Origin of the sequence: Nonomuraea sp. NPDC050680 (assembly GCF_040654555.1) — a bacterium.
GTDB lineage: Bacteria > Actinomycetota > Actinomycetes > Streptosporangiales > Streptosporangiaceae > Nonomuraea.
This window is the reverse complement of record NZ_JBFAIF010000006.1, coordinates 133989-154212: the sequence shown is the minus strand read 5'-3', so window position 1 is coordinate 154212 and position 20224 is coordinate 133989. Positions and strand designations below refer to the sequence as shown.

The following is a 20224-nucleotide window of genomic DNA, read 5'->3' as shown; positions in this document are numbered from 1 at the left end:
TCCGATGGCGGGGCGATGACCTCCGCCAGCCGGCCGCGTATCGGCGCGCTCGACGTAATCCGCGGATTCGCGCTGTGCGGGATCCTGCTGGCCAACGTCCAGCCGATCGCCAGCCTCGGCGGCCCGCCCGTGACCCATGGGTCGCCGACCGCGGGGGACGTGTGGATGGGGCTGCTCGTCGAGCAGCGCTTCTTCCCGATCTTCTCCCTGCTGTTCGGCGTCGGATTCTCGCTGCTGCTGGAGTCGTCCGCAGGCCGTACCGCCCACCCGCGGGTCCTCCTGCTGCGCCGGCTGCTGGTGCTGCTCGCGCTCGGTCTGGTGCACCATTTCCTGCTGTGGCAGGGCGACATCCTGACCATCTACGCCATCATCGGCCTGGCGGTACTGCTGCCCTCGACCTGGCTGCCCCGATGGGCCGTAGCCGGCCTCTCCGCCGCGCTCCTCGCGGTCTCGCCGATCCTCGGAAGCGGCTTCTTCGGCCTGGTCCCCGGGCTGTTCCTGCTGGGCTCGGCACTGACCCGGTACGGGGTGATCGACCGGATCGAGCGGTCCACCCGGGTGCCGGTTGTTCTGGGCTCGGCCCTGGCGGCGGTGGCGGCGCCCATCCTGTGGTGGCAGACCGGACTGCGGTCCGACGACCCCGGCTTCGGCCTCGCGATGGGCGAGGGTGGGCTGCTGGTCGCCGGGTTCTACATATGCGCCCTACTGGTCCTGCTCCGGACGCCACTCCGACCGGCGCTGCAGGCCATCTACGCGCCACTGGGCCGGATGGCGCTGACCAACTACCTGACCGCCACGATCCTCGTCCTCGCTGTCCAACGCGTCATCGGCGGCTCGCCGGACAACTGGTCCTTGACGATGGTGGTCGGGATCGCCGCTGCCATTCTCTGCACCCAATGGGTGTGGTCCACCCTCTGGCTGCGCCGATACCGCTTCGGCCCTCTTGAGTGGCTCTGGCGCTGGGCCACCTGGGGCCGCCGCCCACTCCTACGCCGCACTCCTTAGGCATCCGTCGGCTGCGGCTCCGTCAGAGTGACCTGCTCGCCTTGACGTACTCGGTTCCAAGGACGTTCAGCAGAGCCAGGGCTTCGGCGCCAGGGGATCCCGGCGGCGCGCTGTAGAGCACGAGGTGCTGGTCGCGGTCCGTGAGTGCGAGCGAGTCGCAGTCGACGGTGACCTCCCCGACGACTGGGTGACGGAACGTCTTCGTGAGCGTCGGCGCGGCCTGCACGTCGTGCCGCTCCCAGAGCCGGGCGAAGTCGGGGCTGGCGTCGCGGAGCTCGTCGACGAGGTTGGTCACCGCGGGGTCGGACGGGTACCGGGCGAGGGTGGAGCGGAGATTCATGACGACGTGGTGCCGGAACTCCGCGACGTCGGAGACGCCGTACAGCGTCGCATCGGCGCGTGCCGATCCGAGGAATGCCCGGCGCGCGAGATTGCGGTCCTTCGGGGCGAGCCCGGTGAAGTCCTCCATGAGCGCGGCCGCGAGGTCGTTCCACGCGAGCACCTCGAACGCGGCGGACACCACGATGGCGGCCGTCTGCGGCAGCCGCTCAAGGAGCGCGAGGATGCTCGGGCGGACGTCGCGCCGATGCAGTCCGGTACGGCTCGGCGCAGTGCCCGCGAGGACATGGAGGTGGTCGGACTCGGCGTCCGTGAGCCGCAGCGCGCCGGCGATCCCGGCGAGGACCTCGCCCGACGGCCGCGGCGCCCTGCCCTGCTCGAGCCGGACGTAGTACTCCGTGGAGATGTGCGCGAGGACCGCCACCTCCTCTCGGCGCAGACCCGGCGTCCGGCGTCGCGAGCCCGAGGGGAGGCCGACGTCCTGCGGCCGGAGCCGCTCGCGACGGCTGCGGAGGAACGCCCCGAGTTCCTGTTTGTCCATATCCCCAGTGTGCACGCCGCGCGGCGACGGATCCTGGTACAGCCTGTGCCTGCATACGGCCTGGTGGCCGGGCTGACACTGTCGTCATGACGAACACCATCGACATCGCACCCATCGGCCTGCTCACCGGCAAGGTCATGTTCATCACCGGCGCCAGCCGCGGCATCGGGGCGGCCGCGGCCCGGCTCTTCGCCTCCGAGGGTGCCGCCGTCGTACTCGCCGCCCGCGGCACCGACGCCCTGCAACGAATCGTCACCGAGATCCGCGCCGGCGGCGGCGTCGCCGACGCCGTCACCCTGGACCTCGCCGACCCTGCGAGCATCCGCGCGGCGCTCGACCGCGTCGAGGAGTTGCACGGACGGCTCGACGGCGCGTTCAACAACGGCGCGGTGATCCAGCACCCCGGCCCGCTGGACACCACGAGCGAGGAGGACATCGACGAGCAGTTCGCGGTGAACTTCCGCGCGCACTGGACCGCCATGACCGCCGAAGCCGCACTCATGCGACGCAGCGGTGGCGGGGCCATCGTGAACACCTCGAGCATCGGCAGCCGCCGCGCGAATCCCGTCCTCCCCGCGTACGGCGCCATGAAGCGCGCACTGAACAGCATCACCGAGTCCGCCGCGGTGAGCTGGGCCCGTGATGGCATCCGGGTGAACGGCATCACCCCCGGCGGCACCGCCACGAAGATGATCGACGACTGGGAGGCGGCGACCCCCGGCATCATCGAGCGCAATATCGCGCTGATCCCGCTTGGCCGGATGGCCGAGCCCCACGAAGTCGCCGAGGTGGCAGCGTGGCTGCTCAGCGACCGGGCCTCGATGGTGACCGGCGCGATCGTGCCGGTGGACGGCGGCGCCGGCGCCTGAACCCCAAGGCCCCGCCTCGGGACCACGGCAGGGCCTTCACGTTCGGGCGAGGTTACAGCCCGGTCACCCTGAACCTGAGGTTGTATTCGTAGTAGCTGTCATGGGTGCCCGAGATGATGCCCCCGACGATGACGGACTGGCCGGTGGAGAGCCCGGCGCAGGTGGAGCCGTACACGATGTACGTGCCGAGGTTGAAACCGGCCTTGACGATCGGCGGCTGGACCTCGCGCAGGTTGAAGGCCAACGACGAGGTGCTGCTGAGGTTGACGCTCGCGTAGTCGAAGTCCACCGGGTCGGCGTCGCTGCCGGCGTTCATGTTGACCCAGCTGTTGGGGAACAGTCTCGATCCGACCTCGAGCCTGAGCTCGTCCTTGCCGTCGACCTCGTCCACGGCGGACGCGTCGAGGTCGTAGAAGGCGACCGAGCAGTTCGCGGCCGAGGTGGTCGCGCCGGCGGGCGGGGCCGTGGCCAGCGCTGCCGGAACGGCCAGTCCCGCCGCCAGGGCGAGTGCGGGGATCAGCTTCTGAGAGCGCATGCTGCTTCTCCTTGGTGAGGATCTTTGGTGAGGATCGCGTCTCGCGGCTCTCGCGAAACGCGGCATCAGAGTGGGGCAGGCAGCGTGAGCGCATCGTTAGAACGCTGGTCAGTGGCGCAGTGCACGTTCCGTGCGCGCCTTTTTCCGCAGTCGCGCGGCGGGGACGCGCCTACCCTGCTGTGGCTATGGGAGACTCGCTGACCCTGCTGCTGCTCGGTCCGCCTGAGCTGGCCGTCGGAGGGCGGCCGGTGGGCATCCGCTCCGCCAAGACCCGCGCCCTGCTCTGCTACCTCGCCGCCACGCCGGGCCCGCGCCCGCGCTCCGAGCTGGCCACGCTGCTGTGGGGCGAGCGGCCGGACGCCAACGCCCGCGGCAGTCTGCGCCTGGCACTGTCGGAGCTGCGCAAGGAGGTGGGCGGGTGGCTGGACATCACCCGCGAGCACGTACGGTTCCGCCCCGGCGGCTGCTACGTGGACCATGGACGCCTGGCGGAGACGGCGACCGTGGCAGAGGCGCTGCGGTTGTGGCGGGGCGACTTCATGGACGGGGTGTGGTTCTGTGACGCCCCGGCCTTCGGCGGGTGGCTGGAGTCGGAGCGCGGGCGGGCCCGGCTGCGGCTGCGCGAGCTGCTGCTGCGCTCCGGCTCCGCGCCACCGGCCGATCTCGTACGGCTGGCGCGCCTGGTGGCCGGGCTGGACCCCTACGACGAGGAGGCGCACCGGCTGCTGATGGCGGCCCTGGCCGCGGCGGGCAACCGGGCAGGGGCCCTGGCCTGCTACGACGACCTGCGGCGGCGGCTGGCCGATGACCTGGGCGTCGAGCCCGCCCCTGAGACCGCGGCGGCCAGGCGGCGCCTGCTCACCCAGCGGACGGCCGTCCGGCGCGCGGCCCTGCCGGTGCCCGGCACCGAGCTGTTCGGCCGGGAGGCGGAGCTGGCGCGGCTGCGTACACTGCTGGCCGCCGAACGCCTGGTCACCCTGCTGGGCCCGGGCGGCGTCGGCAAGACACGTCTGGCCATCGCCGCAGCCTCGGGCTCGGCCCGTTTCATCTCCTTCGCCGGGGTACGCCCGGAGGCGGCCGTCACCACGCTCGCCCGCCGCCTCGGCGTGGACCTCACTCCGCAGCGCCCCGCCCTGGACCTGCTCCTGGCGGCGCTGGCCCGGCAGGAGGTCCTCCTGGTGCTGGACAACCTCGAGCACCTGCCCGCCTTCGACGCGGTCATCGGGCACATTCTGCGTACGGCCCCGGGCGTGCGGGTCCTGGCGACGAGCAGGCGGCGGCTCGACCTGCCCGGTCAGGTGAGGTTCGAGGTGGCGGGCCTGCCGGGACCGGCGGCCGAGGCCCTGTTCGCGGCCAGGGCGACGCGGGCGCAACCGGCGTTCGACGCCGACCGGAACGCCGCCGACGTGGCCGCGATCTGCGCCGCCACAGGTGGTCTGCCGCTGGCCATCGAGCTGGCGGCCGGGCTGCTGCGGGCCGTGCCGCCCGCCGAGCTGGGCCGCCGCCTCGGCGTGGACCCTGGCCTGCTGTCGGCCGCGGGACCGGCGGCCCGGTCGCGGCACGCCTGCATGCGTACGGTGTTCGAGACCTCCTGGCGGCTCCTCGACCCCGCCGGGCAGAGGGCGCTGGCGGCGCTGGCGGTGTTCGGCGGCGGATGCACGCTGCCCGCGGCGCTGGAGGTGGCCAGGACCACGCCGTGCGTGCTGGTCCGCCTGGTCGACCAGAGCATGATCGAGCTCACCCCGGCCGAGCGGTACGTCATCCACCCGCTCATTCAGCAGTTCGCCGCCGCGCGGTTGTCGCCGGGCGAGCGGCGGGCGGCGCGGGAGCGGCACGCCGCGTACTTCTCGCGCCTGCTCGACCGGCACGGCGCCGCCTTGCAGGATGCCTCGGACGCGGAGGTGACCCGCGTGCTGGGGGCTGAGCTGGACAACATCCGGCTGGCCTGGGCGGTGTCCGGGGAGGCCGGGTTCCTGGACGACTACTGGGTGTTGTGCCTGCGGCTGCGGCTGTACGAAGAGTCGGGGACCGTCGTGCGGCGGCATCTCGCCCGTACGCCCGAGGCTCCCCGCCTGCGGGCGCGGTGGTTGCGGATGGCGTGCGTGAGCGAGCATCAGCTCGCCCGGGAGCGGGAGGCGTACCGGCTGGTCAGGGCGGCGCTCGACACGGTAGGCAGGCCGCTGCCGATCTCCCGGCCCGGCCTGGTCGCCGCCATCCTGACGGCCGCCGCGCGTCAGGTCCTCCATCGGGTCCTGCCGGTGCCCCGGTCCGAGCGGGACGCCGAGGTGGCGCAGGCGCTGACGTTCCTGGCACGGTTGGCCTACCACCAGCAGGACGTGCCCACGATGCTGGCGGCCTCGCTGCGCCAGCTCAACGCCGCCGACCGTACCTCCGCCCCGGACCTGCGCGCGGAGGCGTACGCGAACTTCGCCACCATCGCCCGCGTCGCCGGACGCCACCGCCTGGCCGGGCGCTACGGCGCGCTCGCCGACAGGGCCCTGACGGGCATCGCGCATCCCACGGAGCCGGCGAGCCGCGCCCGCCTGGCCCGGGGCCTGGACCAGCTCTCGGCCGGGGAGTTCGAGGCGGCCCGGGGATCGTTCGCCGAGTGCCGGGCCAGGACGCTGGACCCGCGGGTGGCCGAGAACTGCGCGGGCATGCTCGCGGAGACGGCGCTCTGGCGGGGCGACTTCGAGCAGGCCGCGACCCTGTACGCCGCCACGGCGGAACAGGCGGCGAGCCGGGTCGGCGGCGACATCGGCCGCCACTGGTGCCTGACGGGCCAGGCCGAGGCCCTGCTGCGGATCGAGGGGACCAGCCCCGATCGGGTCGCCGGGGTGCTGGCGGCGGCCCGCGCCTCGACCGAGCGCCGCCGCGCCCACGAGCAGCGCCTCGGCCTGCGGGACGGCGCGGTCATGCCGGTGATCCAGGAGCTGCGCCTGCTCACGGCCTCGGCCCGCCTGCTCACGCCCTCAGCCCGTCTGCTCACGGCCTCGGCCCCCCTGCTCACGCCCTCAGCCCGTCTGCTCACGGCCTCGGCCCCCCTGCTCACGCCCTCGGCCCGCCTGATCGCGGACGACCCGCGGGAGGCGCTGGCCAGGGCGCTGGATCTGGCCGCCCGGCTGCCGAAGGCCCAGCGCGGCATGCTGGAGTGCTGGGCGGGGCTGGCCGAGCTGCTCTGCCACATGTCCCCGGACCCCGACCCCGCGACGGCCCGGAGACTCCACCGGCACCTTGCCGAGTACCAGAGCCGCCATCCGGGAGCCGCCGCCCGCATCGGCTGGGCCCGCGCGCTCGTCCTGGCCGCCGCAGGCGAACGGCGGGTGGCGGCGAAGGCCGCCGGGCAGGCGGTACGGGCGGCCGAACGCCTGTCGGCACCGTACGACCTGCGCCGCGCCCAGGAGGTGGCCGCCCGGCTCGGTTGAACGTTTCGCCGCCTTCCAAGCCGGGATTGACGGCCGAAGCCGCCGCCGACTATCAAGAAAGAAGCATCACTTTAGGTAGTCATGATGTCTCACGAGGTAACTATCCGGATGTGATCAACAAACAGCAGCTCATGCGCGCCCTGAGCGCCGCATCGCCGATCCTCTTGTCCTCCAGCGCCGGTTCCAGGGCCGAGGCCGCCACCACCGCCCCGCCCGCCGAGGAGTGGAGCGACTTCTGGCCGCTGCCCGGCGGGACCGCGTGGGTGTACTACGGCGAGGGAAACCGGGGCCTGGCACGGCCGGTGCTCCTGGCCGACGGTTTCGGGTTCGGGCCCAGCGACATCGACGAGCTCTACGACGGTCTGGAACGGCGCGCCTTCCCGCTGATCAGCGAGCTGCGCCGCCGTGGCCGCGACGTCGTCATCATCGGCTACGACGACCGCGGCGCCTCCATCCTCGACAACGCGCGCACCGCCACCGCGGCGATCCACCGCGCCGTCGCCGAGCGTCTCGGCGCCACCCGGCTGCTGGCCGGCGGGTTCAGCATGGGCGGCCTGGTCACCCGTTACGCCCTCGCCCAGATGGAGGCTGAGCGCGTCGACCACCAGGTCGGCGTGTACTTCTCCTGGGACACCCCGCATCGCGGCGCGTACGTGCCGATCTCGCTCCAGGCGTTCGCGCACTACATCAAGGACTACGACCCCCGTTTCTCCGACCAGTTCAACAGCCCGGCCGCCCGCCAGCTGTTGGCCTGCCACCTGCCCGGCTGGAACGGCGTGCCCGGCATCGACCCGCTGCGCACCCAGTTTCTCGCGAAGCTGGAGTCCGTCGGCGGCTGGCCGCGCATTCCGCGTCTCCTCGCCATCGCCGATGGGACCGGCACCGGAACGGGCAACGGCATCGAAGCCGGCGAGAGCGCACTGCTCGGCGTCGGTGATCTCATCGACGGCACCGAGTTGCGCACCCAGCCCATGGCGCCCGACACCCTCGCCGCCAAGCTCCGCGTCCTGACGCCCGACGTCGCCGAGGTCCAGGCCCCGGGCGTCCCGCCCGTGGACGGCGCCCCCGGCGGCACCCTGCCGGGCTTCAAGATCCTCGCCGACGTGCTCAACGCCATCGCCGAAGCCACCGGTCTCGGCCTGGGCGTCGACAACCCGATCGCCGGGCACTGCTTCGTCCCGTCGATCAGCGCCGTCTCCATCCGCGACATCACCCAAGCCGACCTGTACACCGACATCGACGCGTTGCCCCCGGACGACAGCGACCTCGACGACTTCATGTGCGGCAGCACCAACAACGGCCACACCGAGATCACCGAAGAGGCCGCCACCTGGCTACTCGACCGCCTGCCCGACTAGACCTGGAGGCCAGCCCCTCCGGAGGACACCTCCAACAGCACGCGTACGTCCCACGGGCCGAGGGACAGTCCCTCACCCGCCTCGTGGTCGGTGCCGGCGAGCACGTCGCGCACCGCGGTCCGTGCCGGAACGGCGATTTCCTGCCAGGTCCAGTTGTGCAGGAAGCGCAGCCGCCGCCCGTCCACGGTGACGGCGCCGGTCGAGGTGACGCCCGTCGGCAGGCCGGCCCACGACCCGGCGTCGGGGACGAGCCATTGGAACAGCGCCGTGGCCATGCGGGGGTTGGGGATCGTGCCGACGCAGGTGATGCGGCCCGCGCCGTGTGGGCGGGTGGTCACCGCCGCCCACCGGCCGAAGTGCGGGTGCTCGTAGCCGGCGAGCACCTCGGCATCCTGCGCGTGCACGCCGTCCGCCCATCGGGTGCCCGCGGCGTCGGACGGCAGCCTCAGCGGTGAGCCGGGCGTCGCCTGCACGGGCAGGTCGGCGGGCAGGTTGCTGAACTCGTCGTACGACACGCCCGCGGGGTCGGCGAGCCGGGCCGGCTGGACCTCGCGGCGCGCGCGTGCCTCGTGATCCGCGTAGGCGGTGCGCGGCCCGAGCACCAGGTGGCCGCCGGCCGCGGCGTAGGTCGTCAGCCAGTCCAGCGTGGCGTCGTCGGCCGCGTACAGACCGGCGGCGACGAGGACCGGGTGCCGTGCGGCCAGCTCGCCCGGCTCGGCCGCCACCGCCTGAGCCGCGTGCAGCACCCGCACCTGGAGGCCCGCCTCGAACGCGCCACGGTAGAACGGGTCGAAGATGCCCTGGTAGGAACGCCGGTCGGGGCTGCCGTCCGGCAGCGCCAGAGCCGGCTGGGCGCTCAGCGCCCAATTGCTCGGCGTGGAGTAGAGCATCGCGACATCGGCGTCCGGGGTCAGGCCCGTGACCAACTCGCCGGCCTTCTCCAGCTCCGCGCCGATCCGGCCGATCTCCCGATAGACGCGGCCCGGGCGGCCGCTGTGCGGCAGGACGCCGCCCCAGTAGGTCTCGGCGCCGAAGACCAGGGTGCGCCACTGCCAGTACTCGATCATGTTCGCGCCCCGCGAGACGAACGCCCAGGCGGCCTGCCGCCACTGACCGTCGTACGCGGGATGGTTCATCCACGACGGACCGATGGCCTGCGCGTTGGTCTCGGTGACCAGGAAGGGCTCCTGACGTGAGGAGAACATCCGGTCGGCGCTGAGGTAGAAGGCCCAGGTGTCGTGGGTGGCCCAAAGCTGCGGGCCGCTCTGCCCAGCGGGCAGAGCGAGACCATCCTGCATGGCGTAGTAAGGGTTACCGGCGGTGACGTCGAGACGCCCGGCCAGCTCGTCGTCGGCCACTCCAGGCCGGTCGTAGGAGATGCAGGTGGTGACGAAGTGGTCAGGCCTGGCATATTCGCGGACGATGTCCGCCTGCCAGGCGATGAACTCGGTGACCTGCTCGGCCTGAAAGCGACGCCAGGCCTGCTCGTACTGCGGCTGCGCGTTGCCGTCCGGTGTCCACAGGTCGGCCCAGGTCGACAGGCGATGCGACCAGTAGACCAGGCCCCACTCCTCGTTGAGCGTCTCCACGTCGCCGTAGCGGTCGCGCAGGTGATCCACGAAGCGCTGGAAGACGCCGTGGTTGTGCAGCAGCACCAGGCCGGGCTCGTTGTCCACCTGGAAGCCGATCACTGCCGGGTGGCCGGCGTACCGCTCCACGACGCGCCGGATGATCCGCTCGGCGTGGAAGCGGTAGGCCGGGTGGGTGAAGTCCATCTCCTGGCGGGCGCCCCACGGGATGCGCCGTCCCGAGCCCCGCTCTCCGGCGATCTCGGGATACTGGCGGGCGAGCCAGGGCGGCACGGCATAGGTCGGGGTGCCGAGGATGACGCCGATGCCGCGCTCGTGCGCGCCCTCGAGCGTGGGCTGGAGCCAGTCCAGGTTGAAGCGCCCGTTCTCGGGCTCCCAGGTCGACCACTCGGACTCGCCGACCCGGATGACGGAGAAGCGCGCCTCGGCCATCAGATCGAGGTCGGTCTTCAGCAGCTCACTGGGGTGGTATTCGGGGTAATAGGCGGCGCCGAAAAGCACTCGCGACACGTGTGTTTCCTTCGTTTCGTTCATTGCTTGACCCCGCCGGTGGTGAGGCCGTTCTGCCAGTAGCGCTGGAGCATCAGGAACGCCGCGACCAGCGGGATGATCGACAACAGTGAGCCGGTGACCACGAGGGGGATGACGTCGCCGGTGCCGCCGCCGCCCACCGACGCCCGTGCGGCCCAGTTGGCCAGGCCGACGGTGACGGGGTAGAGGGAGGGGTTGTTGAGCATGATCAGCGGCAGGAAGTAGTTGTTCCAGGTGGCGACGAGCGTGAAGAGCAGTACGGTGACGAAGCCCGGCGCGAGCAGGCGCAGCACCACCTGGCGGAAGATCCGGAATTCGCCGGCCCCGTCGATGCGGGCCGCTTCCAGGAGGCTGTGGGGCACCGCCTCCTCGACGTACACGCGCATGAGGTAGAGCCCGAACGGGTTCACCAGCGAGGGCAGGATGATCGCCCAGGGTGTGTTGACCAGCCCGACATTCGCGAAGATCAGGTACGTGGGAATGACCAGGGCGGTGCTGGGCACCATGATGGCGCCGAGGACGGTTCCGAACAGCAGCCTGTTGCCGCGGAAGGCGAACTTGGCGAACCCGTACCCGCCCAGGGCGGCCAGCAGCGCCGCGCCGCCCGCGCTCACCAGCGCGTACATCGCGGTATTGAGCAGCCAGTGGACGTACACTCCGCCGTCGGCGGTGAACACGTTCCGGACGTTGGCCAGCAGCGCGAAGTCCCCGCCGAACCAGAGCCCGAAGCTGGAGAACAGCGCGCTGGTGGTCTTCGTGGCCGCCACCACCAGCCAGAACAGCGGCATCAGGAAGTAGACGAGGAAGGCGAGCATCCCCAACGTGAGCACCGGGCTGCGACGTCGGCCGGCGGTGGAGGGCTGGGCCTTGCCGGTCGCGGCCGGGGGCGGCGCCGTTGCGGTGACGGTCATCTTCTCCTCCGGGAGACGGCGAGCTGGACGGTGTACGACACCACGACGATGACGAGCCCGAGCAGGAAGGAGACGGCCGCCGCGTAGTTGACGTCCTGGCTGATGAAGGCCAGGGAGTAGGTGTACAGGTTGGGGGTGTAGGCGCTGTCGATGACGTTGGGGGCCAGGCGCTGCAGCAGCGCCGGCTCGCTGAACAGTTGGAAGCTGCCGATCACCGAGAAGATCAGTGCCATCAGCAGGGCGGGGCGTAGGGCGGGGAGCTTCACGTTCCAGGCGATCCGCCAGGCGCCGGCGCCGTCCACGGCCGCGGCCTCGTACAGCTCAGGGGGGACGGCACGCAGCGCGGCATACAGGATGATCATGTTGTATCCGGTGAACTCCCAGGTCGCGATGTTGGCCAGCGAGCTCAGCATCAGGTCGCTGCTGAGCAGGTTCGGCGCGGGCAGGCCCAGCGCCTCGGCGAGCTGGGTGATCGGTCCGAACTGCGGGCCGTACAGGTAGCTCCACATCAGCGCGGCGATCACGCCGGGCACCGCGTACGGGACGAAGATTCCCAGCCGGACCACCCGCGACAGCCACATCACGCCGCTGTCCAGGGCGAGGGCGAACAACAGCGCCAGCCCCAGCATGATCGGCACCTGGATGAGGAAGAACCGGCTCACGCGCAGCACGCCGTTGATCAGCCGCTCGTCACTCAGCGCCTGGATGTAGTTGTCAAGACCGGTGAACGTGACACCGCCGATCAACTGCTCCCGGAACAGGCTCAGATATCCGGCGTACGCCAGCGGCGCCACGAGCATGGCGGCGAACACGATGAGGAACGGCGCGACGAAGAGGTAACCCACCCGGTCCCGGCGGGCGCCCGCCCCCCGGGACAGCGGCACTGCTGTGACGCTCATCGCGCGACCTTGAAGCCTTGCTTCTCGCCGTAGGCGGTGATTGTCTGCTGCCACTTGTCCAACGCGGCGGCCGTGTCGGTCTTGTCGGCGAGCGACTTGCCTACCGTCTCGTTCCAGTCATTGTTGATCTGGTCCATGAACGGCAGCCAGGTGAAGTCGGCGGGGACCGTGGCGCTGATGTTGGCGAACACCTCGTTCACCTGCTGCCCGCCGTAGAAGTCCGATTTCTGCTCGACAAAGCCCGGGTCGCTCAGCAGAGCCTTAGTCGGCGGGTACAGGAACTGCAGGGTCGTCAGCATTCTGGCCGACTCAGGGTCGGTGTTGAGGAATTGGGCGAACATGGCCGCGGCGATCGGGTTCTTGGTCGTCTTGACGACGGCGCTGGTTGAGCCGCCCCAGTTGCCGGATTTCTGTTCACCGGCCGTCCACTGCGGCAACGGCGCGACACGCCATTTTCCCCTGGTGTCCTTGGCGCTGGTGGACAGGAAGAGCGGGCCCCAGGCGGCGGTCAGCCAGGTCGCGTACCTGCCCTTGTTGAGGGCCTGGAACCATTGGTTGCTGAAGTCGGCGTCGGTGGACAAGACGCCCTCCTTGACCAGGCCGCTCCAGTAGGAGGCGAGCTTCTTCGACGTCTCACCGGCGACATCGACGGAGATCTGGTCGGCGCTCTTCAGCTGGAAGGGCTTGAGGCCGGCCTGCCACATCAGGCCCGTCCAGATCGAGTTGTGGTTGGTGGGGAAGTTGGTCAGGTACACGCTGGGGTCGGCGGCGTGCAGCTTGCGGGCCGCGGCGGCGAACTCGTCCCAGGTCTTCGGCGGCTGGATGCCGTGCTTGTCGAAGATGTCCTTGCGATAGAGCATTCCCATCGGCCCGGTGTCCTGGGGGATCGCCCAGACTTCGCCGTTCTTCCCGCTCACCTGGCCCCACGCCCAGTCGACGAACCGGTCCTTGAGCGCCTCCGCGCCGTACGGCCGCAGGTTCAGCAAGCTGCCGGTGATGGTGAAGCCGGGAATGTGCTGGTACTCGATCTGCACCACGTCCGGGGCGCCGCTGCCGGCCTTGAGCGCGGTCCGCAGTTTCGTGTACTCCGCCTGGCTGTTACCTGCGTTGACCACCTTGACGCTGATGGCGGGATATTTCTTGTGGAACAGCGCTACTTCCTTGTCGATGTCGGGCAGCCAGGTCCAGAACGTGAGCTCGGTCGGCGTCTTCATCGCCTTGTCGATGTCGGCCTGGCTGATGGCGGCGGGCTTGCCCCCGCCGCCGTCGGTGCTGCCGGTCGTGCCGCCGGCGCATCCGGTGAGGAACAGGGTGGTGGCGGCGGCTCCTACGGCGAGCCGCCTCATCCGCGGCAAGGTCATCTCTTACTCCTTGGGGGGGTGGTCGACCGGCGTAGCACGAGCTGCGCCGGCAGGTCGTCACGCATCGCCGAGCCTGGGGCGTTCTCGATCTGGTCAATCAGCAGGTCGAGCGCGTGCGAGGCGATCGCCTCGAAGTCCTGGCGCATGGTGGTCAGCGGTGGCGAAAGGTACGCCGCGACCGGGATATCGTCCATCCCGACGACGCTCACCTCCTCGGGGACGGCGCGGCCCGCTTCGGCCATGCCCCGCAGCAGGCCGATCGCCATCTCGTCGTTGGCCACGAACACCGCGGTGACCTCCGGGTCAGTGGCCAGTCGCCGACCGGCCTCGTAACCCGAGGCGGGCGACCAGTCCCCTTCGATCGGCGTGGGCGCGGCGATCCCCGCGACGTCGAGCGCCTGCCGCCAGCCGCGGGCCCGGTCGCGCGCCGCCGACCACTGACCAGGCCCCGCGACATGCCAGACCGTCGCGTGCCCCAGGCCGAGCAGGTGCTCGGTGGCGAGCCGGCCCGCATCGAAGCCGGATGCTCCGGTGACCACCAGCCGGAGTCCCTCGAGACCGGGGAACCCGCCGAAGCTGAGCACGGGGATGTCCGGGTCGATGCGCAGCTCTTGCCCTTCGTCGATCGGCGCGGACAGCATGATGCCGTCCACACCCTCGTCCAGCAGGGACTCCACCGCGCTCATGACGCCGCCGGACTCGCCCTCGAACATGTTGGCCACGCTGAGCGCGTAACTGGTCGCCCGTGCCTGCCTCTCTAATGCCACCAGCAGCGACGCGGGCCCGTACAGCGAGCTGCCGAGCGAGACCACGCCGATGCGGTGGAAGCGGCCCAGGTTGAGCGCGCGGGCCGCGGTGTTGCGGCGGTATCCAAGCTCACGCGCCGCCGCGAGCACTCGCTCCCGGACCTCGGCGCTCACGTACGGCTCGCCGTTCATCACGCGCGAAACGGTCTTCTGTGAGACGCCTGCGTGCCGCGCGACATCGGTACTCCGAGGGGTGCGGCGCTTGGCCTCCGACATGAGGACTCCTCGTTATGACTGCGTAGTCAGGCGAGTGGACAGGGTATGACTACGTAGTCAGAAGGGTGGGCATTTGCCTGACTGCGTAGGCAGGCGAGGGATTTCCTCACCTTGATGGCAGGACGCGCCAATTGTCAAGAGGATGTTTCGCGTCCGTTTCCCTCATGTCAGGCACGCCTGAGCGGACGTCGGCCGTCGATGCAGTTCCGCAGGTCGGTAAAGACCTCGGCGAGCTGGTCGGCCAGTTCGTCAGAGGGAAAGGGGGCGAAGCGGTGGGCTGGCGGGGTGAAGCGCAATCATCGCTGCTCCGCCATCAGTGCCGCGCTGGGAGCCCTCCCCGCGTTCTGCCCGTATCGTGACGATCCACGATACGGCTGCGCAGGGGCTTGTTTAGAGCCAGCCGGGTTTCACCAGGCCGGATTCGTAGGCGATGACGACGAGTTGGGCGCGGTCGCGGGCGTGGAGTTTCATCATGGCTCGGCTGACGTGGGTCTTCGCCGTGGCGGGGGACATGAAGAGGTCCGCGGCGATCTCGTCGTTGGTCTTGCCGGTGCCGACCAGGGACAGGACTTCGCGTTCGCGGTCCGTCAGTTGGTCCAGGTGGTGGTTGGTGGCCGAGGGTTCCTTGGCGCGGGTGGCGTACTCGGCGATCAGGCGGCGGGTGACGCTGGGGGACAGGAGAGCTTCGCCGGCCGCGACCACGCGGACCGCCTGGATGAGCTCCGCCGGCTCCGTGTCCTTGACGAGGAAGCCGCTGGCGCCGCCGCGCAGGGCCTCGAAGACGTACTCGTCCAGCTCGAAGGTGGTCAGGATGATGACGCGCGGGCCCGGGGGCATCTGGCGGGTCGCGGCCAGGCCGTCGGTGCCGGGCATGCGGATGTCCATGAGCACCACGTCCGGCTCGTGCTCGCGTGACAGGCGCACCGCCTCGGCGCCGTCGGCGGCCTCCGCGACCACCGTCATGTCGGGCTGGGCGTCCAGCAGGGCCTTGAAGCCCGCCCGGACGAGTGCCTGGTCGTCGGCCAGTACGAGCTTGATCATGAGGTCTCCTCGGGGAGGGGCAGGGCGGCCTCGACCTGGAAGCCGTTGCCTACCGGGCCGGCGGTCAGGGTGCCGCCGAGGGCTGAGGCGCGTTCGCGCATGCCGGGGATGCCGTTGCCGCTGCCTTCCTCGGTCAGTACGGCCGGCTTCGTCGCGCCGGTGTCCGTGACCAGGATGCGCAGCGCGCCTGCGCCGTACTCCAACCGGACCGTCACCCGCGCACCGGGCGCGTGGCGGGCGGCGTTCGTGAGGGCTTCCTGGATGATCCGGTACGCGGCCCGTTCGAGCTGCGGCGGCAGCGGCCGGGAGCCGACGCGTTTGAGCGACACGTCCAGCCCGGAGCGCGCCACGAGTTCGTCGAGGCGGTCGAGCCCGGCCGTGGGGGAGCGGGGGGCGCCTTCGCGCAGGACGTTGAGGACTGAGCGCATCTCGCCGAGAACCTCCTTGGAGGCGGACTTGATGGTGGTCAGGGCGGTACGGGCCTGCTCGGGCTGATCGTCCATGAGATGCAGGGCGGTGGACGCCTGGACGTGGATCAACGAGATGTTGTGCGCCAGTACGTCGTGCAGCTCCTGGGCCATCGTCAGCCGCTCCTCGCTGGCCTGCCGCCTCGACTCCTCCTCGACGACCCGCTGGTGCTCGGCGCGCCGCTCGTTGCGGATCCTGACCAGCTCGGCGATCACCATGAACAGCAGGATGAACGCGGTGATCGCCAGCGTGTGGAAGACCCAGAGGGCGTGGTTGGTCCCCAAAGAGGCATAAATCAGGAAAACGGCGAGTGTGACCCCCGAGAGGATCCACGCGGCCAGCCGCCGCCCGCTGAGGACGAGCGACCCGAGCATGTATATCGGCGCCAGAAAAACCGGCCCATACGGATAACCAACCACCACATACGCATATGTCGCCAAAAGCGTTGCAGCAGCTGAAAGAACGGGAAATTTCCGGCGGGTCGCTATCGCCACCGGCCCCACCAGCAGCAACACGTACGCCAACGAGTCCAGCGGCACCCGGAAATCCCTCTGCCCCCAGGCCGCCCCCTGCGACAGCACCACCTGGACCACCGCGACGACCAAAGCGACGTAGACGTCGTTTCCCGGCTTCTTTCGCACCCCCCAACGCTAGGCCACCCGCTTGACCTGCGCATCATCCTCGCGCCGCAGGGGGCCCTACCACGATGGGCGTACCTGGGCCATCGTGGACACATGCGCCGAGTGATCGTTCCCGCAGCAGCAGCAATCCTCATCTCGCTGGTCTCCACCCCAGCGCTGGCCACCACTCCCTCACCGCAGCAGAAGGCCCCCGTCGCCGAGGGGTACGGCGGTGCGGTCGCCACAGTGGACTTCGACGCCAGCAAGGCCGCCATCGCCGTACTCAAGCAGGGCGGCAACGCCATAGACGCCGCCGTCGCCGCCGGAGCGGTGCTCGGCGTGACCGAGCCCTACTCCTCGGGCCTGACCGGGGGCGGTTTCATGGTCTACTACGACGCCCGCAACCGCAGGGTGGTCACGCTGGACGGTCGCGAGACCGCCCCGCGGGCCATGACCGCCACCACGCTGGAGGGCATCCCGTTCGACGAGGGCGTCACCAGCGGCCTGTCGGCCGGCATCCCCGGCACGCTCGCGCAGTGGGATGTGGCCCTGCGGAAGTACGGCACGCTCTCGCTGAAGCAGGCGCTCCAGCCCGCCATCGAGGTGGCGTCCAAGGGCTTCGTCGTCGACCAGACCTTCTACGACCAGACCGCCGCGAACCTCGCCCGCTTCAAGGACATCACCTCCACCGCCAAGCTCTACCTCCCGAACGGCGCGCCGCCGCCCGTCGGCTCCGTCTTCAAGAACCCCGAACTCGCCGCCACCTACCGGGAGCTGGGCAGACGCGGAATCGGCTGGCTGTACGACGGGCAGCTCGGCAGGGAGATCGTCGCCACGGTCAAGCAGCCGCCCGTCACCCCAGGCGCCACCCGCAACGTACGGCCGGGCCTGATGGAGCTGTCCGACCTGCGCGCCTACCGGGTGCTCCAGCGCGACCCCACGCGCGTGGACTACAACGGCATGCAGGTGTACGGCATGGCGCCCCCCTCCTCCGGCGGCTCGACCGTGGGCGAGGCGCTCAACATCCTGGAGTCCCTGCCGAGCGTGGGCCTGCACGAATACCTGGAGGCCTCCCGCCTGGCCTTCGCCGACCGCAACAAGTACGTCGGCGACATCCCGAACGTGCCGCTCAAGGAGCTGCTGTCCGACGGCTTCGCCAAGGAACGCGCCTGCCTGATCGGCGACAAGGCGATGGCCAACCCCGCTCCCCCCGGCAACCCCGACGGCAGCTATGAGGCGTGCGCCACCCCGGCGGGCACGGCCACGGCGACCACCGACGAAGGCCCCGAGACGACCCACATGACCATCACCGACCGGTGGGGCAACGTGGTCGCCTACAACCTGACGATCGAGTCCACCGGCGGCAACGGCATCGTGGTCCCGGGGCGCGGGGTGCTGCTCAACAACGAGCTCACGGACTTCACCTTCGGTCCCGCCCCCGGTGACCCGAACCTGCCGGCCCCCGGCAAGCGCCCGCGCTCGTCGATGGCGCCGACGCTGGTGTTCGCCCACGGCCGGCCGGTGCTGGCGGCCGGTTCGCCGGGCGGCTCGACGATCATCACGACCGTGCTGCAGGTCCTGGTCAACCGGTACGAGCTGGGCATGAGCTTGCCCGAGGCGGTCGCCGCGCCGCGGGCCACGCAGCGCAACACCGAGCAGACGCTGGCCGAGCAGGCCTTCCTCGACAAGTACCGGGCCGAGCTGGAGGCACGCGGGCACAAGCTCGCGCTGACCACGGAGATCGGCGCGGCCACCGCGCTGGAGTTCCTGGGGCGGGGCAAGGTGCAGGCGGTCGCCGAGCCGGTCCGGCGGGGCGGCGGCAGCGCCCTCGTGGTGAGGCCCGGTTAGGGGATCAGGCCCGGTTAGTAGATCAGTTCGTACGCGCCGGGCTTCATCTTCCGGGTACGCGCCCAGTACTCGAAGGTGAAGCCCGGCCAGAGCGTCCGGTTCACCCCGTGCTCGTCCAGGTACCAGGACCGGCAGCCGCCCGCGTTCCACACCAGCGGGTCGAGCCGTTCTTGGAGTCGCCGGTTGAACGCCCGCTGCCGTCCCGGCTTGACGTCGATGGCCCTGGCCTGGGTCTTGGAGAGCAGCCGCAGGCAGTCCATCACGTAGCGGACCTGCGACTCGATCATGAAGACGACCGAGTTGTGGCCGAGGCCGGTGTTCGGGCCGAGGAGGAGGAACAGGTTCGGGAACCCGGCGGTGGAGATGCCGTAGTAGGTCTCGATGCCGTCCTGCCAGGCGTCCTGGATCTTCAGCCCGTCGCGGCCCACGATCCGCTGCCGCTGGAGCGCCTCGGTCACCTTGAACCCGGTGCCGTAAACGATCACGTCCACCTCGTGCCCGACCCCGGCGGCGTCGACGATCGAGTGCTCCCTGATCTCGGTGATCGCGTCGGTGACCAGCGAGACGTTCGGCCGGGTCAGCGCCGGATAGTAGTCGCTGGACAGCAGGATGCGCTTGCAGCCGATCGTGTAGTCGGGCGTCAGCCGCTCGCGCAGGTCCGGGTCGGGGATCTGGCTCTCCAGGTGCTTGAGCGCCAGCTTCTCGGACGCCTTCATCAGCTTCGGGTCGAGGGTGAAGCCCAGCGCCCTGGTCTCCAGTAGCCAGTAGATGGCGTTGCGGACCGCCCTGGCGGCGCCCGGCAACCGCATGAGCCGCTGTGTCCGGGGCGAGAAGCCGAAGTCCGGCTTGGGGTGGATCCAGGGTGGTGTGCGCTGGAACACCGTCAGCCGCGCCGCGTGTTCTGCGATCCGCGGCACGAACTGGATGGCCGAGGCCCCGGTGCCGATGACCGCGACGCGCTTGCCGGTCAGATCGACCGAGTGGTCCCACTCGGCGGAGTGGAAGGCCGCCCCCGCAAAAGCCTCACGTCCCGAAATTTCGGGGAATGACGGGATGTGTAGGGCGCCGATGCCGGACACCACGGCATTCGTCCGCAGGGTCTGGCCGTCGTCCGTGGTCACCGCCCACCGGCGGTCGAGGTCGTCGTACTCCAACGCGACGACTCGCTTGCCGTACCGGACATGCGGGGTGATGCCGTGCTTCTCGCCGCACGCCCGCAGGTAGTCCCAGATCTCCTCCTGCGGGGAGAACATCCGCGACCAGCCGGGATTGAGGTCGAACGAGTAGGAGTACATGGGCGACGGCACGTCGCAAGCACAGCCGGGATAGGTGTTGTCGCGCCAGGTGCCGCCCAGGTCGGCGGCCTTCTCCAGGATGACGAAGTCGTGGTATCCGGCGGCCTTGAGCTTGATCGCCATGCCGATCCCGGCGAAACCCGAACCGATGATCACTATTCCTGGCTCGTCCACGACTCCTCCGCATTATTAGACGACTTGTCCAATGTAATGAGAGGCTTCCAGATCCGTCCAGGGTGACCCATATCACACCGACTAGTCGGTATGTTAGCCGCTCCCAGGGCACACGAAAAGCGCCGAGAGCGGGTTGCCGTCGGCGCTCTGAAGTGCGCGGGGTTAGCGCAGGAGCAGGAAGGCGGCGACGCCGATGATCACGACGACGGCGATCACCGCGACGATCGGCAGAAGCGGAGACTTCTTGCTCGGCGCCTCCTGCTCGGACCGCTGCGCGAACGCGCGGAACTGCTGAGTGTTGCCGGCAGGGTCGATATGCTGGTCAGACATGCCCAGCAGCTTAGCGTGATCGTCTGGTGCGTCTGCGGCTTTTAGCATGATCTGTGGACATGG

Annotated in this window: 16 protein-coding genes; 5 read left to right on the top strand and 11 right to left on the bottom strand. The window is 70.2% G+C overall.

Annotation, left to right across the window (positions count from 1 at the left end):
• Positions 1 to 15 precede the first annotated feature (15 nt).
• Entirely contained in the window at positions 16 to 1005 is a 990-nt protein-coding gene (locus AB0H88_RS23170; protein WP_357647604.1) for a DUF418 domain-containing protein, read from the top strand.
• 22 nt (positions 1006 to 1027) lie between these two features.
• On the opposite strand, the gene AB0H88_RS23165 is transcribed toward AB0H88_RS23170, so the two are convergent.
• Positions 1028 to 1885 (bottom strand): helix-turn-helix transcriptional regulator, encoded by an 858-nt coding sequence (locus tag AB0H88_RS23165; protein ID WP_357647602.1) that lies wholly within the window; start codon positions 1883 to 1885, stop codon positions 1028 to 1030.
• An 86-nt stretch (positions 1886 to 1971) separates the two neighbouring features.
• Between AB0H88_RS23165 and AB0H88_RS23160 the strand changes: the two genes are divergently transcribed.
• The gene (locus AB0H88_RS23160; protein ID WP_357647600.1) at positions 1972 to 2754 is read left to right on the top strand and encodes an SDR family oxidoreductase; all 783 of its coding nucleotides are present in this window, start codon (positions 1972 to 1974) and stop codon (positions 2752 to 2754) included.
• 52 nt (positions 2755 to 2806) lie between these two features.
• Here AB0H88_RS23160 and AB0H88_RS23155 read toward each other — a convergent pair whose 3' ends face one another.
• Complete coding sequence (locus AB0H88_RS23155) at positions 2807 to 3289, bottom strand: hypothetical protein (RefSeq protein WP_357647599.1); 483 nt, start codon at positions 3287 to 3289, stop codon at positions 2807 to 2809.
• A 185-nt stretch (positions 3290 to 3474) separates the two neighbouring features.
• Between AB0H88_RS23155 and AB0H88_RS23150 the strand changes: the two genes are divergently transcribed.
• Positions 3475 to 6714 (top strand): BTAD domain-containing putative transcriptional regulator, encoded by a 3240-nt coding sequence (locus AB0H88_RS23150; RefSeq protein ID WP_357647597.1) that lies wholly within the window; start codon positions 3475 to 3477, stop codon positions 6712 to 6714.
• Positions 6715 to 6824: 110 nt separating this feature from the next.
• On the top strand, positions 6825 to 8072 hold the full coding sequence (locus AB0H88_RS23145; RefSeq protein WP_357647595.1) for a hypothetical protein: 1248 nt from the start codon (positions 6825 to 6827) through the stop codon (positions 8070 to 8072).
• Here the strand turns inward: AB0H88_RS23145 and AB0H88_RS23140 are convergent.
• From AB0H88_RS23140 to AB0H88_RS23110, 7 genes are all read right to left on the bottom strand, one after another.
• Positions 8069 to 10171, bottom strand: a complete 2103-nt coding sequence (locus tag AB0H88_RS23140) for a beta-galactosidase (protein ID WP_357647593.1) — start codon at positions 10169 to 10171, stop codon at positions 8069 to 8071. The two genes, AB0H88_RS23145 and AB0H88_RS23140, sit on opposite strands and share 4 nt — an antisense overlap.
• A 20-nt stretch (positions 10172 to 10191) precedes the next feature.
• Entirely contained in the window at positions 10192 to 11103 is a 912-nt protein-coding gene (locus AB0H88_RS23135) for a carbohydrate ABC transporter permease (protein ID WP_357647591.1), read from the bottom strand.
• Complete coding sequence (locus tag AB0H88_RS23130) at positions 11100 to 12002, bottom strand: sugar ABC transporter permease (RefSeq protein ID WP_357647589.1); 903 nt, start codon at positions 12000 to 12002, stop codon at positions 11100 to 11102. Before AB0H88_RS23130 ends, AB0H88_RS23135 begins: the two co-directional genes overlap by 4 nt.
• Positions 11999 to 13363 carry an extracellular solute-binding protein gene (locus AB0H88_RS23125; RefSeq protein WP_357647586.1) on the bottom strand — a complete coding sequence of 455 codons (1365 nt, stop codon included), beginning with the start codon at positions 13361 to 13363 and terminating at the stop codon, positions 11999 to 12001. Before AB0H88_RS23125 ends, AB0H88_RS23130 begins: the two co-directional genes overlap by 4 nt.
• Positions 13360 to 14385 carry a LacI family DNA-binding transcriptional regulator gene (locus AB0H88_RS23120; RefSeq protein ID WP_357647584.1) on the bottom strand — a complete coding sequence of 342 codons (1026 nt, stop codon included), beginning with the start codon at positions 14383 to 14385 and terminating at the stop codon, positions 13360 to 13362. The genes AB0H88_RS23125 and AB0H88_RS23120 overlap by 4 nt, the downstream gene beginning before the upstream one ends.
• A 390-nt stretch (positions 14386 to 14775) precedes the next feature.
• Positions 14776 to 15426, bottom strand: a complete 651-nt coding sequence (locus AB0H88_RS23115) for a response regulator transcription factor (protein ID WP_357647582.1) — start codon at positions 15424 to 15426, stop codon at positions 14776 to 14778.
• Complete coding sequence (locus AB0H88_RS23110) at positions 15423 to 16535, bottom strand: sensor histidine kinase (protein ID WP_357647580.1); 1113 nt, start codon at positions 16533 to 16535, stop codon at positions 15423 to 15425. The genes AB0H88_RS23115 and AB0H88_RS23110 overlap by 4 nt, the downstream gene beginning before the upstream one ends.
• A gap of 93 nt (positions 16536 to 16628) precedes the next feature.
• On the opposite strand from AB0H88_RS23110, the gene ggt reads away from it, so the two are divergent.
• Positions 16629 to 18362, top strand: a complete 1734-nt coding sequence (gene ggt, locus AB0H88_RS23105; protein WP_357647578.1) for a gamma-glutamyltransferase — start codon at positions 16629 to 16631, stop codon at positions 18360 to 18362.
• Between the two features lie 14 nt (positions 18363 to 18376).
• On the opposite strand, the gene AB0H88_RS23100 is transcribed toward ggt, so the two are convergent.
• Both AB0H88_RS23100 and AB0H88_RS23095 read right to left on the bottom strand, forming a co-directional pair.
• A complete protein-coding gene (locus AB0H88_RS23100) occupies positions 18377 to 19831 on the bottom strand; it encodes an NAD(P)/FAD-dependent oxidoreductase (protein ID WP_357647576.1) in 1455 nt (484 codons plus the stop codon).
• A gap of 162 nt (positions 19832 to 19993) precedes the next feature.
• The gene (locus AB0H88_RS23095; protein ID WP_225295673.1) at positions 19994 to 20161 is read right to left on the bottom strand and encodes a hypothetical protein; all 168 of its coding nucleotides are present in this window, start codon (positions 20159 to 20161) and stop codon (positions 19994 to 19996) included.
• Between the last annotated feature and the right edge of the window lie 63 nt (positions 20162 to 20224).

What these genes read in the sequence shown, in the direction of transcription:
- AB0H88_RS23170 (WP_357647604.1), top strand. Translation starts at nt 16, where the DNA reads ATGACCTCCGCCAGCCGGCCGCGTATCGGCGCGCTCGACGTAATCCGC.
- AB0H88_RS23165 (WP_357647602.1), bottom strand. Translation starts at nt 1,885, where the DNA reads ATGGACAAACAGGAACTCGGGGCGTTCCTCCGCAGCCGTCGCGAGCGG.
- AB0H88_RS23160 (WP_357647600.1), top strand. Translation starts at nt 1,972, where the DNA reads ATGACGAACACCATCGACATCGCACCCATCGGCCTGCTCACCGGCAAG.
- AB0H88_RS23155 (WP_357647599.1), bottom strand. Translation starts at nt 3,289, where the DNA reads ATGCGCTCTCAGAAGCTGATCCCCGCACTCGCCCTGGCGGCGGGACTG.
- AB0H88_RS23150 (WP_357647597.1), top strand. Translation starts at nt 3,475, where the DNA reads ATGGGAGACTCGCTGACCCTGCTGCTGCTCGGTCCGCCTGAGCTGGCC.
- AB0H88_RS23135 (WP_357647591.1), bottom strand. Translation starts at nt 11,103, where the DNA reads ATGACCGTCACCGCAACGGCGCCGCCCCCGGCCGCGACCGGCAAGGCC.
- AB0H88_RS23130 (WP_357647589.1), bottom strand. Translation starts at nt 12,002, where the DNA reads ATGAGCGTCACAGCAGTGCCGCTGTCCCGGGGGGCGGGCGCCCGCCGG.
- AB0H88_RS23125 (WP_357647586.1), bottom strand. Translation starts at nt 13,363, where the DNA reads ATGACCTTGCCGCGGATGAGGCGGCTCGCCGTAGGAGCCGCCGCCACC.
- AB0H88_RS23120 (WP_357647584.1), bottom strand. Translation starts at nt 14,385, where the DNA reads ATGTCGGAGGCCAAGCGCCGCACCCCTCGGAGTACCGATGTCGCGCGG.
- AB0H88_RS23115 (WP_357647582.1), bottom strand. Translation starts at nt 15,426, where the DNA reads ATGATCAAGCTCGTACTGGCCGACGACCAGGCACTCGTCCGGGCGGGC.
- ggt (WP_357647578.1), top strand. Translation starts at nt 16,629, where the DNA reads ATGCGCCGAGTGATCGTTCCCGCAGCAGCAGCAATCCTCATCTCGCTG.
- AB0H88_RS23095 (WP_225295673.1), bottom strand. Translation starts at nt 20,161, where the DNA reads ATGTCTGACCAGCATATCGACCCTGCCGGCAACACTCAGCAGTTCCGC.